Origin of the sequence: Methylobacterium sp. Leaf89 (genome assembly GCF_001422215.1) — a bacterium.
In the GTDB taxonomy this organism is placed as follows: domain Bacteria; phylum Pseudomonadota; class Alphaproteobacteria; order Rhizobiales; family Beijerinckiaceae; genus Methylobacterium.
The window spans coordinates 376174-392080 of the sequence record NZ_LMML01000028.1; the positions used below are offsets into that span (position 1 = coordinate 376174).

General features: G+C 73.1%; 19 protein-coding genes. 7 read left to right on the top strand and 12 right to left on the bottom strand.

The features are described from left to right. Positions 1–65 precede the first annotated feature (65 nt). Positions 66–725 (top strand): haloacid dehalogenase type II, encoded by a 660-nt coding sequence (locus tag ASF18_RS12970; protein WP_056352096.1) that lies wholly within the window; start codon positions 66–68, stop codon positions 723–725. 49 nt (positions 726–774) lie between these two features. Here ASF18_RS12970 and ASF18_RS12975 read toward each other — a convergent pair whose 3' ends face one another. The 3 genes from ASF18_RS12975 to ASF18_RS12985 form a co-directional block, all read right to left on the bottom strand. Continuing rightward, complete coding sequence (locus ASF18_RS12975) at positions 775–2463, bottom strand: methyl-accepting chemotaxis protein (RefSeq protein ID WP_056352098.1); 1689 nt, start codon at positions 2461–2463, stop codon at positions 775–777. Between the two features lie 134 nt (positions 2464–2597). Continuing rightward, positions 2598–2879 carry a hypothetical protein gene (locus ASF18_RS12980; RefSeq protein WP_056352101.1) on the bottom strand — a complete coding sequence of 94 codons (282 nt, stop codon included), beginning with the start codon at positions 2877–2879 and terminating at the stop codon, positions 2598–2600. A 430-nt stretch (positions 2880–3309) separates the two neighbouring features. Beyond that, positions 3310–3939, bottom strand: a complete 630-nt coding sequence (locus ASF18_RS12985) for a TlpA disulfide reductase family protein (RefSeq protein ID WP_056352816.1) — start codon at positions 3937–3939, stop codon at positions 3310–3312. 54 nt (positions 3940–3993) lie between these two features. Here ASF18_RS12985 and argH point away from each other — a divergent pair, with 54 nt between their 5' ends. From argH to ASF18_RS13000, 3 genes are all read left to right on the top strand, one after another. Continuing rightward, a complete protein-coding gene (argH, locus tag ASF18_RS12990) occupies positions 3994–5379 on the top strand; it encodes an argininosuccinate lyase (RefSeq protein ID WP_056352103.1) in 1386 nt (461 codons plus the stop codon). A gap of 199 nt (positions 5380–5578) precedes the next feature. Beyond that, on the top strand, positions 5579–5899 hold the full coding sequence (locus ASF18_RS12995) for a hypothetical protein (protein WP_056211741.1): 321 nt from the start codon (positions 5579–5581) through the stop codon (positions 5897–5899). Positions 5900–5999: 100 nt separating this feature from the next. Continuing rightward, entirely contained in the window at positions 6000–6713 is a 714-nt protein-coding gene (locus ASF18_RS13000; RefSeq protein WP_056352108.1) for a hypothetical protein, read from the top strand. 15 nt (positions 6714–6728) lie between these two features. On the opposite strand, the gene ASF18_RS13005 is transcribed toward ASF18_RS13000, so the two are convergent. From ASF18_RS13005 to ASF18_RS13015, 3 genes are all read right to left on the bottom strand, one after another. Next, entirely contained in the window at positions 6729–7670 is a 942-nt protein-coding gene (locus ASF18_RS13005; protein WP_056276049.1) for an ABC transporter ATP-binding protein, read from the bottom strand. A 37-nt stretch (positions 7671–7707) separates the two neighbouring features. Next, positions 7708–7977: a hypothetical protein gene (locus tag ASF18_RS13010; RefSeq protein WP_056211747.1), complete on the bottom strand. Its 270-nt coding sequence runs from the start codon at positions 7975–7977 to the stop codon at positions 7708–7710. A gap of 196 nt (positions 7978–8173) precedes the next feature. Then, positions 8174–8494, bottom strand: a complete 321-nt coding sequence (locus tag ASF18_RS13015) for a hypothetical protein (RefSeq protein WP_056211749.1) — start codon at positions 8492–8494, stop codon at positions 8174–8176. A gap of 190 nt (positions 8495–8684) precedes the next feature. On the opposite strand from ASF18_RS13015, the gene ASF18_RS13020 reads away from it, so the two are divergent. Both ASF18_RS13020 and ASF18_RS13025 read left to right on the top strand, forming a co-directional pair. Then, a complete protein-coding gene (locus ASF18_RS13020) occupies positions 8685–9401 on the top strand; it encodes an HAD-IA family hydrolase (protein WP_056352113.1) in 717 nt (238 codons plus the stop codon). Between the two features lie 393 nt (positions 9402–9794). Continuing rightward, complete coding sequence (locus ASF18_RS13025; protein WP_056211753.1) at positions 9795–10124, top strand: hypothetical protein; 330 nt, start codon at positions 9795–9797, stop codon at positions 10122–10124. A 19-nt stretch (positions 10125–10143) separates the two neighbouring features. Here ASF18_RS13025 and ASF18_RS13030 read toward each other — a convergent pair whose 3' ends face one another. The 6 genes from ASF18_RS13030 to ASF18_RS13055 form a co-directional block, all read right to left on the bottom strand. Next, positions 10144–10857, bottom strand: coding sequence for a TenA family protein (locus ASF18_RS13030; protein ID WP_056352116.1), 714 nt, complete (start codon positions 10855–10857; stop codon positions 10144–10146). After that, complete coding sequence (locus ASF18_RS13035) at positions 10854–11744, bottom strand: aldose 1-epimerase family protein (protein WP_056352118.1); 891 nt, start codon at positions 11742–11744, stop codon at positions 10854–10856. Before ASF18_RS13035 ends, ASF18_RS13030 begins: the two co-directional genes overlap by 4 nt. A 56-nt stretch (positions 11745–11800) precedes the next feature. Further along, positions 11801–12727 (bottom strand): penicillin-insensitive murein endopeptidase, encoded by a 927-nt coding sequence (gene mepA, locus ASF18_RS13040; protein WP_056352121.1) that lies wholly within the window; start codon positions 12725–12727, stop codon positions 11801–11803. A gap of 125 nt (positions 12728–12852) precedes the next feature. Continuing rightward, a complete protein-coding gene (locus ASF18_RS13045) occupies positions 12853–13401 on the bottom strand; it encodes a hypothetical protein (protein WP_056276029.1) in 549 nt (182 codons plus the stop codon). A 5-nt stretch (positions 13402–13406) separates the two neighbouring features. Continuing rightward, positions 13407–13616, bottom strand: a complete 210-nt coding sequence (locus ASF18_RS13050; protein WP_055948660.1) for a TOBE domain-containing protein — start codon at positions 13614–13616, stop codon at positions 13407–13409. Positions 13617–13749: 133 nt separating this feature from the next. Continuing rightward, positions 13750–14058, bottom strand: coding sequence for a DUF2293 domain-containing protein (locus ASF18_RS13055; protein ID WP_056381971.1), 309 nt, complete (start codon positions 14056–14058; stop codon positions 13750–13752). A 446-nt stretch (positions 14059–14504) separates the two neighbouring features. Here ASF18_RS13055 and ASF18_RS13060 point away from each other — a divergent pair, with 446 nt between their 5' ends. After that, positions 14505–15605 (top strand): HD domain-containing phosphohydrolase, encoded by a 1101-nt coding sequence (locus ASF18_RS13060; protein WP_244472689.1) that lies wholly within the window; start codon positions 14505–14507, stop codon positions 15603–15605. The last annotated feature ends 302 nt before the right edge of the window (positions 15606–15907 follow it).

Genomic DNA, 15907 nt, shown 5'->3' on the forward strand with positions numbered 1-15907 from the left:
CGCTCGCAGGCGAGGGAACCGCCGCGCCGGCGCGGCGCTCGACCGGATGCGACAGAGGAGCCCGCATGACCGAATCCCCCCGCATCGCCGTCTTCGACGCCTACGGCACCCTGTTCGACGTCCACGCGGCGGTGTCGCGCCACGCGGACGCGATCGGGCCGGACGCGGCCGCCCTGTCCGAGACCTGGCGCGCCAAGCAGCTCGAATATTCCTGGGTGCGCGGCCTGATGGGGTGCCACGCCCCGTTCTGGGGCCTGACCGAGCAGGCCCTGGACTACGCCCTCGCCCGATACCCGGAGGTGGACCGGGCGCTACGGCCCCGGCTCCTCGACGCCTATCGCGACCTCGACGCCTATCCGGAGGTGCCGGGCACGCTCCGCGCCCTGCGCGCGGCGGGATGGCGGACCGCGATCCTCTCCAACGGCGACGCGGCGATGCTGGAGCGGGCGGTGGCCTCGGCGGGGCTGGCGGACCACCTCGACGCGGTGCTCTCGGTGGAGTCCGCGCGAACCTTCAAGACCGCCCCGGCCGCCTATCGCATCGCCACGGAGCGCTTCGGGGTCGGGCCCGAGGCCGTGCTGTTCGGCTCCTCGAACCGCTGGGACGTGGCCGGGGCGGCCGCCTTCGGCTTCCGCCCCGTCTGGGTCAACCGCAGGGGGCTGCCGGACGAATATGCCGATCAGCCCCCCGAGCGGGTGATCGAGAGCCTCGACGCCCTGCTCTGAGGGCGGGGCCGCCCGGGATGCGGCTGTCAGGCCGCCCGGATTGCGGCTGTCAGGCCGCCCGGATGGTGGCCAGGAACTGCGAGACCTGGCCGCCGAGATGCTCCGACTGGCGCGACAGCGCCGAGGCCGAGGCCAGCACCTGGGCGGCGGCCGCGCCGGTCTCCTCGGCGGCGCCCGCGACGCCCGAGACGTTCTGCGTGACCTCGCCGGTGCCGATGGAGGCCTGGGCCACGTTGCGCACGATCTCCTGGGTCGCCGCGCCCTGCTCCTCCACCGCGGCCGCGATCGAGGCCGCGACGTCGCTGATCTCGCGGATGCGCCCCGTGATGGCGCCGATCGCCTCCACCGCCTGGCCCGTCGAGCCCTGGATGCGGGCGATCTGGCCGGTGATCTCGTCCGTGGCCCGCGCCGTCTGGTTGGCGAGCTCCTTGACCTCCGCCGCCACCACCGCGAAGCCCCGGCCCGCCTCGCCGGCGCGGGCCGCCTCGATCGTCGCGTTCAGCGCCAGCAGGTTGGTCTGGCCCGCGATGGTCGAGATCATCGCCACCACGTCGCCGATGCGCTGGGCCGCCTCGCTCAGGTCGCGCACGAAGGTGGCGGTCTGCCCGGCCTCCGTCACCGCCTCGCGGGAGAGCTGGGCCGAGCCCTGGACCTGCCGGCCGATCTCGTCGACGGAAGAGCCGAGCTCCTCGGCGGCGGCCGCCACCGTGGTGACGTTCGCCGAGGCCTGGTCGGCGGCGGCGGCCACGGAAACGGAGCGCTGCGCCGTCTCGCTGGCATTGGCCGACATGCTGCGGGCCGTGTCCTGCAACTGTGCGGCGGCCGTGCCGACCTGCGCCACGACGCCCCCCACCGCGGCCTCGAACTGATCGGCCAGGCTGCGCAGGGTCTCCCGGCGCAGGGCCTCGGCCCCGGCCCGGGCCGCCGCGGTCTCGGCCTCCAGGGCGCGGGTGCGCAGGATGTTGTCCTTGAAGACCTGGACGGCGCCCGCCATCGCGCCGATCTCGTCCCCCCGCTCGGCGCCCGGCACGGCGACCGCCGTGTCGCCGGTCGCGAGCCGCCGCATCGCCTCGGTCATCCGCTGCAGGGGGCGGCTGACCCCGAGGGCGAGGGCGAGGGCGGCACCGGCCGCGATCAGCAGTCCGAGGCCCACGAGGATCGCGGTGGTCAGCAGGGCGGTGTCGTAGGTGTCCTGGGCGCGGGCGCCGCTGGCGCGGGCGCTGCCCTCTTCCAGCTCGACGAGCTTCTGCAGGGCGCCGAGGACGGCGTTGATGCGCGTCGACATGTCGGTGTTGTAGGTGCGCTGGGCGCCGGCGAGATCTCCGGCCTGCGCCTGGGCGACGATCCCCTCCTGCAGGGTCCGGTAGGCGGTCCATTCCGTCTCGAACGTCCGGTAGAGGGCCTGCGACTCCGGCTGGGCCGGCAGGCCGGCGTAGGCAGCCTGCGCGGCGCGCATCTCCGCCTCCCGCTTGGCCAGGGTGGCCGAGACGTCGGTGCGGGCCGCCGGCGTGTCGGCAGTGATCAGGCGGCCGCCATTCACCCGCTGGCGCAGGACCAGGACCTGGAGCTTGCCCAGGAGCTGCACGGTCGGGAGGCGCTCGTCGCGCATCTCCCGCGCCACTCCGTTGACGGCGCGCAGCTGCATCAGGGCCGACCCGCCGATCACCGCCACGAGACCGAAGACGAGGCCGAAGCCGAGGAACAGCTTGGTGCGGATCGACAGGGCGCGAAGGGACATGCGGCGAGGAGCCCGACTGGAGGGGAGTCCCCGCATCATTCGCGACAGGCGTTAAAAATTCCCACGGGTCTTCATGTCGAGGGACGATGTTCGTCGCGAATGATCGTCATCTGTCATCGCCCGTGATTGAATAGTCAGGGCGATAGCGTCCAGTTCGACTGATGAATGACCAGCGTCATTCCGCGACCGTCCGGGCTCTTCACCGACTGGCTCGTGTAATCCGCCGTCCCCGACATCCCGGCGTACTTGCCCGTTCCCCCGACGAAGACGTGCGTGCCCTTGGCGCCCTCGGCTTCGTCGGTGGAGAAGATCTGGTCGCCATCGGCGTCGCTGTCGATGCAGGACCCGCGGTTGAGCGCCTCGCCGCCGACGACCTCGCGCATCCCGAGGCAGCGCGTGCCCATGTCGTTGAACATCGGGCCGCCGGACTCGTTGCGGGCGTTCCCGGAGCTGCTTGGGTCGTCACGGTCCGCTCGCCGAGCTTCATCGTGACGAAGGCGGAGGTGAGGTGGGTCGTGGAGTAGCTGTCGGTGCCGCTGCGCGGCAGTTCGGCAGCCTGCGCAAGGGGCGCGGCCAGAACGGCCGCGAACAGAAAGCCCCATGTCGTGACATGATGGACAGGCCTCCGTCTGAGAACAGGCGCAGAGACATTCGCATCGCTCGATGGCGATCGATCATGGTCGCGACGGAACTGCGTGACGACTGGGGGCTTTGCGTTTTTAGACTGGCGAAAAGGTTTACCTGCCAGGCCGTGACCGAACACGACCGTCCGGCGGGTGTCCCGTCCTGGCGGCAATCCGGGCGTGATGCGGCCGGGGCCTCCGCGCTCTCCCCACCGCGTCAGACTCAGGATCGCCCGAGGGCGGCCTCGATCAGCGTGACGCCGTCGGCGCTGTCCCACTCGGCCGGTCCCTTCATCACCCCGAGGGTGCAGCCGGCGCCGTCGACCAGGAGGGTGGTGGGCAGGCCGAGGGAGCCGGTGGCCTTCTGGATCGCCGGCAGGACCCGGCCGCCGGGATCGGCATAGTAGGCCAGCCGCGCGATGCCGTTCTGCTTGAGCCAGGCGGGCGGCGCCGCGAGGTTGCGGGTGTCGACGTTGATCGCCACGACGCTGAAATCCGGCCCGCCGAGCCGGCCCTGGAGCCGGTCGAGGGCCGGCATCTCGGCCTTGCAGGGCGCGCACCAGGTCGCCCACAGGTTCACGAGGCGCAGGCCCCGCACGCCGTCAAGGGTGGCGTCGGTTCCCTCCGGCCCCTTGAAGGCCAGGGCCGGCGCGGGCACCGGCGCGGTCGCGACCTGGAGGGCGGCGACGGCGCCCCGGGCCAGGGGGGCGATGCGGGCGGCCGCCGCGACCGAGCCCGCGCAGGGGCCGGCGGAGTTGCCGCCGGTCGAGCCCGTCCCGTATACGGCAAGCCCCGCACCGAGTGCGGCGACGAGGACGGCCCCGGCGATCAGCGCAGATCTGCGGCCGGGCATCATCGTTGCGTCCGGGGGCGGACGGGCAGGGCGGCTGGAAGGACGTTTGAAAACATGAGCAACCGGATGTGGGGCGGGCGCTTCGCGAGCGGCCCCGCCGAGATCATGGAGGAGATCAACGCCTCCATCGGGTTCGACAAGCGCCTCGCGCCCCAGGACATCCGCGGCTCGCTGGCGCATGTGGCGATGCTGGGACAGGCGGGAATCCTCCCCTCCGCCGATGTGGCTGCGATCGAGGGCGGCCTCAAGGCCGTGCGCGACGAAATCGAGGCGGGCGGCTTCGTGTTCAAGCGCGAGCTCGAGGACATCCACATGTCCGTCGAGAGCCGGCTCACCGAGATCGTCGGCCCGGCGGCCGGGCGCCTGCACACCGCGCGCTCGCGCAACGACCAGGTCGCCACCGACATGAAGCTGTGGGTGCGCGACAGCCTCGACAGCCTCGACGCCCAGGCCGCCGGCCTGCAGAAGGCCCTGGCCGAGAAGGCGCTGGCCCATGCCGGCACGGTGATGCCGGGCTTCACCCACCTGCAATCGGCCCAGCCCGTCACCTTCGGGCACCATTGCCTCGCCTACGTGGAGATGCTGGCCCGCGACCGGGGCCGCTTCCGCGATGCCCGTGCGCGCCTGAACGAGTGCCCCCTCGGCGCCGCGGCGCTCGCCGGCACCTCCTTCCCCATCGACCGCCACGCCACGGCCGCGGCGCTCGGCTTCGACCGGCCGACGGCGAACTCCCTCGACTCGGTGGCCGATCGCGACTTCGCCCTGGAATCCCTCGCCGCCGCTTCGATCTGCGCCGTCCACCTGTCGCGTTTCGCCGAGGAGCTGGTGGTCTGGACCTCGGCCCAGTTCAACTTCGTGAAGCTCTCCGACGGCTACACCACCGGCTCGTCGATCATGCCGCAGAAGCGCAACCCGGACGCGGCGGAGCTGGTGCGGGCCAAGGCCGGCCGGGTCATCGGCGCGCTCACGGGCCTGCTTATCGTGATGAAGGGCCTGCCGCTCGCCTATTCGAAGGACATGCAGGAGGACAAGGAGGGCACCTTCGACGCCCTCCAGGCCCTCTCGCTGTGCCTCGCCGCCATGACCGGCATGGTGCGCGACCTCGAACCCAACGCCCCGGTGCTGGCCCGCGCTGCCGGCTCCGGCTACGCCACCGCGACCGACCTCGCCGACTGGCTGGTGCGCGAGCTCGGCCTGCCGTTCCGCGAGGCCCACCACGTCACCGGTCGCCTCGTCGGCGCGGCCTCCGCCCGCAACGTCGGGCTGGAGGCACTCTCCCTGGCCGAGATGCAGGCCGCCGAGCCCCGGATCACGCAGGCGGTCTACGCCGTGCTCGGGGTCGAGAACTCGGTCACGAGCCGGACCAGCTACGGCGGCACCGCGCCGGACAACGTGCGGTCGCAGGCGAACCGCTGGCTCGCGGCCCTCGGGCAGGACTGATGCGGACGCCGCGTCATCGGAGCGGTGCCCGTCTCGGCAAGCCTGCGCGGCGCTCGACCGAAGCCCCCATCCGCCATCCCGGAGGGATCGAACCGATTTGGACTGACCCGAAAAGAACCGGACTCGGGGCAGGTGCGTTCACGGCTCAGCTATGTGATGCTGTGTAGGACCCTGTCCCGAGCCCCTCGGAGATCTGCTCATGCCTGCTGAAAGCCGGATCGCGCCGGATGACGTCCCCGCCCTCGCGGCCGAAGCCACGGCGCTGATCGACGCCGCCCTGAGCCGCCTGCCCGAGGCCGACCGGGCCGCCTTCTGGGCCTCGGTGCGCAAGTGCTACAACACGCCCTACAACGATCCGGAGCCCCGCGCGCTGCCGCGGGTGCAGAGGCTCGCGGCCTTCGAGGCGACGGGCCCGGACCCCGCGGAGTCCCCCACCCTGTCGACGCTGGCCGCACCCGCCCTCGCGAGCGTGATGGCGGCGCTGCCGGGCGTGTTCGCCGCCGAGCCCCACGCCGCCTGATCGGGGCGGGACACGCAATCCTGAAACCGGCGCCGCGCGGCGTCGCACATCCGGACAGTCGGCCGGGCTCCCGGTCCGGCGACGTCCCGAAGGGTCTTCCATGGTTCCTGTTCTGCGACGCGGCCTCCGGCTCGGGGCCGCCATCCTGGTCCTGTCCGGTCCCGCCGCCCTGGTCGGCGCCCCCCATCCCTTCGCGGCCGGCCCGGCCCGGGCCCAGAGCCAGGCCCAGGCCCAGACACAGGAGGCCGCCCCCGAGGAGGCGGAGGCCCCGGGCCGCCGGAAGTCCCGCCGGGGGCGCGAGCGCGCCGCGAAGGCCGCCGTGACGGCCCCCGGCATGCAGCAGGCCACCCCGGTGGCGATCTTCGGCGACTGGAACGTCTTCGCGAGCGGCCAGGGCAAGACCCGCGTCTGCTACGCCATCGCCCAGCCGCAGACGCGCTCGCCCAAGACCCTGAAGCGCGACACGGCCTACCTCTTCGTCACCGTGCGCAAGGCCGAGAACGTGGCCAACGAGGTCGCGGTGATGCTGGGCTTCCCGGCCAAGCCCGCGAACAGCCAGGCCAAGGCCAATGCCGGCCCGGCGCCCACCGACCCGACCCTGATCCTCGGCGCCACCCGCTACGGCCTCGTCACCAAGGACAACAACGCCTGGCTCCAGAACCCGGCGGAGGAGACCCGGGTGGTCACCGAGATGGGGCGCACCCCGAAGCTGCAGGTCAAGACCACCTCGCTGCGCGGCAATCCCACCAGCGACGAGTACGCCCTGGCGGGGTTCGCCGACGCGATGAAGCGCGCCCGCGAGGAGTGCAAGTAGGGGACCGGTCAGGCCCTACGCCACCGCTCGGGCTGCCTCGGCCCGGATCGCCGCCAGGGTGAGGTGGACCGGCGGTCCGTCGCCGGTGAGGTTGAGACCGTCGGCACCGGTGGCGAGCAGGAGGGACAGGGCCTCCCGCAGGGACGCCCCGGCCGCGATCGCGGGGGCCTCCGGGAGGGCGCCGGGGCTCGCCAGGCTCCCGGCGGCGATCAGGGCGAGGCGGCGCAAGGCCCGGTCCTGCCCGACGAAACCCGCGACGAAGGCGTCGGCCGGCGCGGCCAGGAGGCGTTCGGGCGCATCGGCCTGGACGATGCGGCCGTCCCGCATCAGCACGACGCGGTCGCCCATCCGCATCGCCTCGTCGATATCGTGGGTGACGAGGAGCACCGTCTTGCCGAGGCGCCGCAGGATGGCGCCGATCTCGGCCTGCAGGCGGTCGCGGGCGACGGGGTCCACCGCGCCGAAGGGCTCGTCCATGAGGAGCACCGGGGGATCGGCGGCCAGCGCCCGGGCGACGCCCACGCGCTGGCGCTGGCCGCCGGAGAGCGCGTGCGGGCGGCGTGCCCGGTACTGCGCCGGGTCGAGGCCGACGAGGTCGAGCATCGCGTCGACCCGCTCGGCGATCCGGGCACGGGGCCAGCCGAGCAGGCCCGGCACGGTGCCGATGTTGTCGGCGACGCTGCGGTGGGGAAACAGGCCGACGCCCTGGAGCACGTAGCCGATGCGCCGGCGCAGGGCGACGGGATCGGTCCGCGTCACATCCGTGCCGCCGACGCGGACGCGGCCGGCATCCGGCTCCACCAGCCGGTTGACCATCCGAAGGGTCGTGGACTTGCCGCAGCCGGACGGGCCGATCAGGGCGCAGACGCTGCCCTCGGCGACGGCGAGGTCGAGGGCGTCGACGGCGGGGCGTTCGGCCCCGGGGAACCGCTTGCTGACGCCTTCCAGGCGGATCACGGGGCCCTGACCGGCGCGCGGTCCGGCGGCCTAAGCCTCAGCAGCCCTTGCAGATCGAGCCCATGGTGGTGCGCATCTTGGTGTCCCAGGCCTTGTCGCGGGCGGCCGAGGCGCGCTGGGCCTTGGCCATGTCCGCCTCGGTGGAGGCGCGGGTATAGGGGGCCTTGCCCGCCTCCGCGCGGCCCGGCGGCTTGGTCACCCCGGTGGGCGCGATGTTGCGCTGGGGCGCGCCCGGGGACGGCTGCGCCAGGACCGGCGCGGCGCCGAGGAGGAGGGCCAGGGTGGAGGCGGCGACGATGCGGGGCATGAGGAGCGACGGATCCCTGACAGGTGGCGAGGCGCCGGGACGATCGGGCGTGAACGGCGCCGCGCCCCGATGATCCCGTTCATCTACGATGGGGACCGCACGGGATTATGGCACCTCGGCCGGATGGCGCGAAGGCGGCGGGCGGCAGCGCGTGCGAAATGGCACCCGGTCCGGCGGTCGCCGCCGCGACCGGCCCTCACGGACCGCTGAGGAAGCCGATCCGCTCCCGCGCCGGCTGTCCGAGCCAGAGCAGGACGGCCCCGATCACGAGCCCGATCAGGGCGGCGGGCGCCAGGGTCAGGGGCAGGACCAGGATCTTCCAGAGCCAGGGGGCGACGCTCTCCACCGTGCCCTGGAGAGCGTTCGCCCGGTCCTTGAACAGGGTGAAGGCGAGGTCGCTGACGCTGGTGAGGCGCGGGGTGTTGTTCGCGACGGAGCGGGCACCGTCGTAGACGAGGCAGACGAAGCCCGCCGCCAGGAAGACGAGGCCGAGGAAGCGGCTGAGGAAACGGACCATCGCACCCGATCGCACCCGCCGGCATCCGCGCCGGCCCTTCAGGCTGAGTAGGAGGGCGCGCCGACGGGCGCAAGCCACCGGTGGCTCGGCCGGGCGTCGCGGTTTGCGCGGGATCGCGATCGCGCCATATGCGGGGCACGGGGCCGCGCGGCGCGGGGCCCATCCGCAACCCGAGACCCGACCGAACCCCATGCGCGACGCCTCCACGCTCCTCCATCCGGTGCCCGCGCCCGGCGCGACGGCCCCACCCCTCGCGCTGGTGATCTTCGATTGCGACGGGGTGCTCGTGGACAGCGAGCCGATCAGCCTGGCGCGCCTCACCGCCGGCCTCAACCGCATCGGTGTGCCCATCGACGTCGAGACCGTGCGGGCGCGCTTCGCCGGCACCTCGATGGTCTCGATCATGGGCCACATCGCCCAGGATTACGGAATCGCGGAGCCCGAGGGCTTCGTCGACGCCGTGAAGGCGGACACGCTGCGCGCCTTCGACTCGGAGCTCCGGGCGGTCGCGGGCGTCGCCGCGGCGGTCGCCGCCCTCGGGCTGCCCTCCTGCGTCGCCTCCAGCAGCGACCCCGTGCGCCTGCGTCACTCCCTGGGGCTGACGGGGCTGCTCCCGCTGTTCGAGGGGCGGATCTTCTCCTCGACCCTGGTGGCGCGGGGCAAGCCGGCGCCCGACCTGTTCCTCCACGCCGCCGCCGCGATGGGGGTCGCTCCCGCGGCCTGCCTCGTCATCGAGGACAGCGTGCCCGGCGTCACGGCGGCCCGCGCCGCCGGCATGCGCGTCGTCGGCTTCAGCGGCGGCGGGCACTGGACCCACGACCCGGCGGCCGCGGACCTGACCCGGGCCGGTGCGGCCCGGATCTTCCGCGACTACCGGGACCTCGCCGGCGTCATCGCCGCCGCTTGATCGGGTCTGCGAAGGAAGCACGCGCGCCGGAGGCCGAGCGGGGCCGTTTCTGCTAACGACTGTGCTGCATTCGGAAGATCGATCCGTTGACGAAACGCAGCGGGATGAGCATCTTCAAGACGTTCGGCGATGCCTGGAGGTGCCGCCGCGCCGCGGTGATTTGAAGTGTGTAGCTTGCGCCGCGTCATCAAACGCTAAAGCACCGCGATGCGCTCGCGCCTCGTGGTCCTTCTCGGAAAGGATGACTTGCCGTGACTGTCTGCAACGCATGCTTCCCGCGGGGCGATGCCCCGCGTCTCCGGTCCCAACACGGCCGTTGTCGACGCTGACCATCCCCTCGCGTCCCACCGTTCGTCTCGCGCCGGCCCCGCGCCGGCCACCGGAGTCCTTGTCATGCCGCATCTTCAGATCGAGGCCGAGCGGGCGCTGAATCGCCTGCACGCGGCCCCCAGCCTCGTGGATCACCGGGCGGAGCGCGCCCGCAACCGCCTCCATGCCGAGCCCGCCCCGCCGCGGGTCATCGAGATCGGCGAGATCACCGCCGGGATCGCCGTTCCGGAGCCCGGGGGCGTGCGCTTCTTCGCGTCGAGCCGCGCCTTCGCCCCCCTCGACGGCACGGTCTACCGCAGCGTCGAGCAGGCGGCCCGCGCCGCCCGGGACCGGTTCCGCGACCGGACCCGTCCGGCCGCCCAGGCCCGGGGACCCCGGCTCCAGGCCGTTTGATGGGGCGAAGCCCCTCGCCTCAGACCGGCCAGGCCGCTCCGCGATAGGCTCCGTCCCAGAACAGGTATTCGAGGCGGGTGGCCTGGGTGTAGGCGCGGTGCATCCGGGCCCGGACCTCCGGCGAGGCGCCCCGGGCCGCCTCGTCGGTGGCCGCGATCATGGCGGCGACCGCCTGTGCGAAGTCCTCGCCCGCATAAGTGTCGATCCAGGCGCGGTACGGATTGTCGGCCCGCGCCCGGGAAAAGATGTCCCGGCCGATTTCGGCATAGATCCAGAAGCAGGGCAGCAGCGCGCCGAGCACCACCTCGTAGGGCTCCGCATAGGCGGTGGCGACGAGGTAGGAGACGTAGTGGTCGCAGGGCGGCGAGAGCGGGGTCTGCGCGAAGGTCTCGGCGTCGATGCCGTAATCGCGGAAGAAGCCGCCGTGGAGCGAGCGCTCCACCACGATGGCGGTCTCGGCCGCCCGGGCGAACTGTACCATCCGGTCGGGGTTCGGCGCCTTGGCGGCGGCCAGCGCCAGGGCCCGGCCGAAGCCCACGAGGTAGTGCGCGTCCTGCACGATGTAGTGGATGAAGCGCGCCTGCCCGAGGGTGCCGGCGGCGAGCTCGGCGTTGAACGGCATGGTGCGGATGGCCTCGTAGGCCGCCGCGTTGCGCGCCCAGGCCTCCGCCGAGAAAGCCTCCGCCGAGAAAGCCTCCGCCGAGGACGTGGCGGCCAAGACGGTCTCCGTCATGCCCGGCTCTCCTGCTCGAACGACAGGGTGACCCCGTGGCGCGCCCGTCCGCCCGGGGCCAGCAGGCGCTGCGAATCCCGGCCCGTGAGGTCGCCCGCGAAACCGTCCCAGTCGGCATGGCCGGTCCAGCATTCCAGCGAGAGGAAGGGGGCCGTCGGCTTGGTCCAGACCGCGAGGTGGGGGAAGTCCGACACCGCCAGGCGGATCGCCGCGCCGTCGGGGCCGGTGAAGCGCATCCAGCTGCTCGCCGCATCCCGGAAGACCAGGGCCTCGGTGAACAGCGCCGGATCGAGAGGCAGGGTGTCGCCCTCCAGGGGGATCGGCCGCTCGTCGCGCAGGAGGAGGCCGCCCGCCCCGACCTCGGGGGCGAAGGGGCGCTCCGGGTGCTCGAACCGGACGGCGTAGCCGCCCCCGGCCGCGCGGGCGCCGCCGGCGAAGGGCCAGGGGAAGGCCGGGTGGAAGCCGAGCCCGTAGGGCAGGGGCACCGTGTCGGTGTTCTCGATCCAGATCTCGAGGTCGAGCAGGCCGGGGCCGACCCGGGCGGTGATGTCCAGGCGGAAGGCATAGGGGTAGTGCACCCGCGTCTCGGCGCTGTCGGTGAGGCGCAGGCTCACGCTGTCGTCGGCCCGCTCGATCACCGTGAAGGGCAGGTCGCGGGCGAAGCCGTGCTGCGGCATCGGGTAGGCCGCGTCGCCCACATGGATCGTGCCGTCGGTGGAGGCGCCGACCACCGGAAAGAGCCACGGCGCGTGCCGGTTCCAGTGCGCGGGGTCGCCGCTCCAGAGATAGTCGCGGTCGCCCACCTGCCAGGAGACGGGCTCGGCCCCGTCGGCGTCGATGACCGCCTGCGTGCCGTCGCCGGCCGTGATCGTGATCCGTTCGCCCATCGGTGTCCTGTCGTCCGGCTGGCCGCCCCCGCGGTGGGGGGCGGCGGGAGAGGTCCTCAGCGCGCCTTCAGCACCGCCCGGCAGGCGGCGGGAAGGGCCGCCATCGTCATCGGCGGCTTCGGGCGCGGCGGCTTCGTCGCGGGCTTCGGGTTCATGATCGCGTCGCTGAACCAGTAGGCCAGCTCCTCGCCGCAGCCGTCGCCGGAGGGCGGCGGGGCCTGGTCGCCGCACTGGTCCTGGCCCGCCGGACAGGCGAGGCGGATGTGGTAGTGATAGTTGTGCCCGTACATCGGCCGCACCTTTGAGAGCCAGGCGCGGTCGCCGCCGGCCTCGCGGCACAGGGCCTTCTTGATCGCCGGGTTGACGAAGATGCGCGCCACCTCGCGCTCCTGCGCCGTCATCCGGATCAGCTTGAGGTGCTCGGGGGTCCAGACCTGCGGGTCGATGTCGAGGCGGTCGGGGCGGACCACGTTGGTGGCGGAGGTCTCCTCGCGCTCGAGCCGGCTCATGCGGTGGTCCGGCATCGGGGTCAGCCAGATGTCGGCGTCGAGGCCGAGCTGGTGCGAGGCGTGGCCGGTCAGCATCGGCCCGCCGCGCGGCTGGGACATGTCGCCGACGAGGAGGCCGTTCCAGCCGATGCGGGGCGCCTTGGCGGCCAGGCGCTCCAGGAAGTCGACGAGGGGCGGGGTACCCCACATCCGGTTGCGCGACAGGCGCATCACCTGCCAGGTCGGCCCGTCCACGGCCAGCGCCTCGCCGCCCGAGAAGCAGCCCTTGGCATAGGAGCCGTAGGCCTGGGCGGGGCCGGGGGCCGGGGTGGTGGCGCGGCCGAACAGGGCTTTGGCCGGCGTGTCCGGCGCGTCCGGGTTGGCAAGCGGCGGCAGGGGCTTCGGGTTGACGCTGCCCCGGTCCTGGGCCGCAGCGGGCAGGCCGAGACAGGAGCCGAGGAGCAGGAACGTCGCGAGGCGGAGGCGAAGGGTCAGCGGAGGGCTCCCGGGATCGCGTCCCCGCCGGGCGGGGCGCCGAGGATCGTCTGAGGCGAAGGTTCGCGGTTCACGCCCACGCTAGTCCATCGGGGATCGCCCCGTCGAGGGTCCGCGGTGCCGCCCTATTCCACCGGCGCCACGGCGATCCGGATCGTGTCGGCGGGCGCCCCGCTGACCAGGAGGGTGATCGGCGCGGTGCCGAGCTGGAACCGCACGCTCTTGGCGAGCATCGGGCAGCCGGGGCGCATCGTGCTGGCGGTCGGGGGCCGCGTGGTCCGGTCGTCCTGGCTCACGTCGATCCAGGCCCGGTCCGACAGGGTGACCTGGTAGGCGCCGGGGGCCAGGGGCGCCGCGAGGTGCAGCACGCCGCCATAGGAGCCGGGCTTCGGCGCCCGCGAGGGCGCGACGGGCGGGGCGACCGCCTCCTGCGGCTTCAGGGCGAGGATCGCGGCCGGCATCGCAGCCGGCAGGGTGCCGCCGGATTCCACCCGCGGCAGGCTCGCGGCCGAGAACCAGGCCTGCTCGCGCAGGAGCGACCAGTCGAACTGCGTGCAGGCCGCCGGGTCCGCGGGCGGCGACGCGCCGGTCTCGCCGGCGGGCTGCGCCTGCCCCCGGCCGGCGGACGGCGCCAGGAGAGCGGCGGAGAGCGCGATCGCGGCGAGCCGGCGCATCGTCCTCAATCCACCGCCACCAGGACGTCGGACGACTTCACCACGGCATAGGCCTCGCCGCCCACGGTCAGCTTCAGGCTGTCGACGGATTCGTTGGTGATCGAGGCGGTGACCAGCTGGCCGCCGGCGATCTCGATCTTCACATGGGCCGTGGTGGCCCCCTTCTCGACCGAGACGACCTTGCCCTTGAGGACGTTGCGTGCGCTGATCTTCATGACGATGGGTTCCCTCCCCTTGGCCCGGCCCGGACGGATGGGCCGGCGCGGCGGGACGATGCCGTTCGCGCCGGCGCGGTGCAACCCGTCCGGATGCAACCCAGCACCGGAGCCCACGCGACCGTGATCGGGCTCACGGGGCTTCGTCCTCCTCTTCCGACACCCGGCGGCGCGAGCCCCAGGCGGCGAGGGCGGCGTTGAGGTCGTCGAGGACGAAGTGGCGGGCGCTGTCGCGGTCGTAGCCCTCCGCGAGAAGGTCGTCGTATTCGGTGAAGACGTGGCGGGCATAGGCCACGAGGGCGAGCCAGGCCGCGTTGTCCGGGCGCGCGTTGCGCAGGCCCGGGCTCGCCAGGGCGCGGTCGATCACCGCCTCGGTCTCGAAATCGGGCAGGCGCGGCGCCGCCTGCGCCAGGGCCGCCGCCACCGCCTCACGCCGGTTCATCGCCCGTTCTCCGTCATCGCCGCCCGCCGCCCGCATCCGAGTCGGGCGGGCACGAGGTGCGCGACCGCGCCGCAAAAGTCCACGACCGCCGATGGCTGCCGGCCCACACGCCGTGCGGCCGTCCCGGCGGGGGGGCGTCGTGCGGGGGCGCCGCCCGGCGGCGGCGTGGTGCGCCGGCTCCCGTGCCGCCCGTCGTCGCCGGCGCATCCACCCGCACGGACCCCCGCCGGCGGCGCTCGCATCGAGAGGTTGACAAGCTCTCGGCGCGCCTGCGCCGCCTGACCTGTGCCGAAACGGGATGTCTCAGGCACTGACACCCGTCGCTCATTCGCGGAGACCACGTAGACGGGGCACCACGACTGCCTGATGCTTTGTCGTGAATTGTTCGATAATGATTTCGTGTCAAATGTTGAGGGTCGGGCTCGGAAGCCGGACCGCGCACCAGGTTGACGGACCCGCTCGTGACCCAGGACAATTCCGTTCTCATCGTTTCGGACAGGCCGCAACTGGCGGCCCTGCTCTGCCGCGCCGTCGAGAACGTGCTCGCCTGCCGTTGCATCGAGCCCCGCGAGGCCCTGCCGGCGGTGCTGCCCCTCGTCGCCGTGGTCGACATCACCGGCGACGCGCGCCTCGCCGCCGCCTGGATCGTCCGGCTCCACGGCGCCCGGATCGCGAGCCTGGAGCTCACCAACCGGCCCCCCGCCGCGCGCGGCCGAGCCGCCGTCGCCACCCGCACCCTGCCGGCGGATGCACCCCGCACGGCGGTCCTCGCCACCCTCTTCGCCCTCGTGGACGCCTGGCAGGCCGCCCGCCGGAGCGCCGTAGCCGCCCCCATCCGGAAGGTCCGGGACATCGCCGAGCGGGCGCGGGCCGCCGTCGGCCTGGTGGCGGGCGCCTTCGAGGCGGCCGAGGCCGGCCGTCCCGTGAGCGCGGAGGGGGTCGATGCCGGCACGGAGCTGATCCTGGCAGCCGTCTCCGATTCCGGCATCCGCACCTGGCTCGACGTCATCCAGAGCCACGACCAGCAGCTCTACCAGCACTCCCTCAGCGTCGCCGGCTACGCCGCCGCGTTCGGGGCCGGCCTGCGGCTCGCCCGCGCCGACCAGAAGCGCCTGGCCCAGGCCGCCCTCCTGCACGATGTCGGCAAGGCGAAGATCCCCCTGGCGATCCTGAACAAGCCCGGCCGCCTCACCGCGGAGGAGATGGCGGTGATGCGCACCCATCCGGCCGTCGGCGCCGACCTCCTCGCCGCCCAGGGCGGATTCGACGCCGCGACCCTCGCCGTGGTGCGCTCGCACCACGAGATGCTCGACGGCAGCGGCTATCCCGACGGCCTCGCGGGGGCGGCGATTCCCGATCTCGTGCGCCTCGTCACCATCTGCGACATCCACTCGGCCCTGACCGAGCGGCGCCCCTATCGCGATCCGCTGCCCCACGGGGAGGCCCATGCCCTGATGCAGGGCATGGTGCCCAAGCTCGATGCCGACCTCCTGGCGGCGTTCCGCCGGGTCGTGCTGCAGGGCGTGCTCGACGACGCCGTCGTCTGAGACGCGATCCCGGGCGCCGTCCCGCGCGGACGAGGCCCGACGCCGTCCGGCGGTGAAAGTCTCGCTATGACGAAATTCTCGGCATGATAATGCCTGTCGAACGGGATCATCTCCCGGGGGCGCGCAGTCCGGAGAGATCCTCTCCGCCGTGGCACGCATTCAAAAGAACGTTTCATTGATTCTCGTGTGTGCAACGGGCACGTTTTCGTCAGAACGACGTCACGGAAAACCCGTGGCAGAGCCCGGTTCACAGAGCACAGATCTCTCGAATGTCCAGAGTTGGCCAGCGCTCGTCTTGAGCG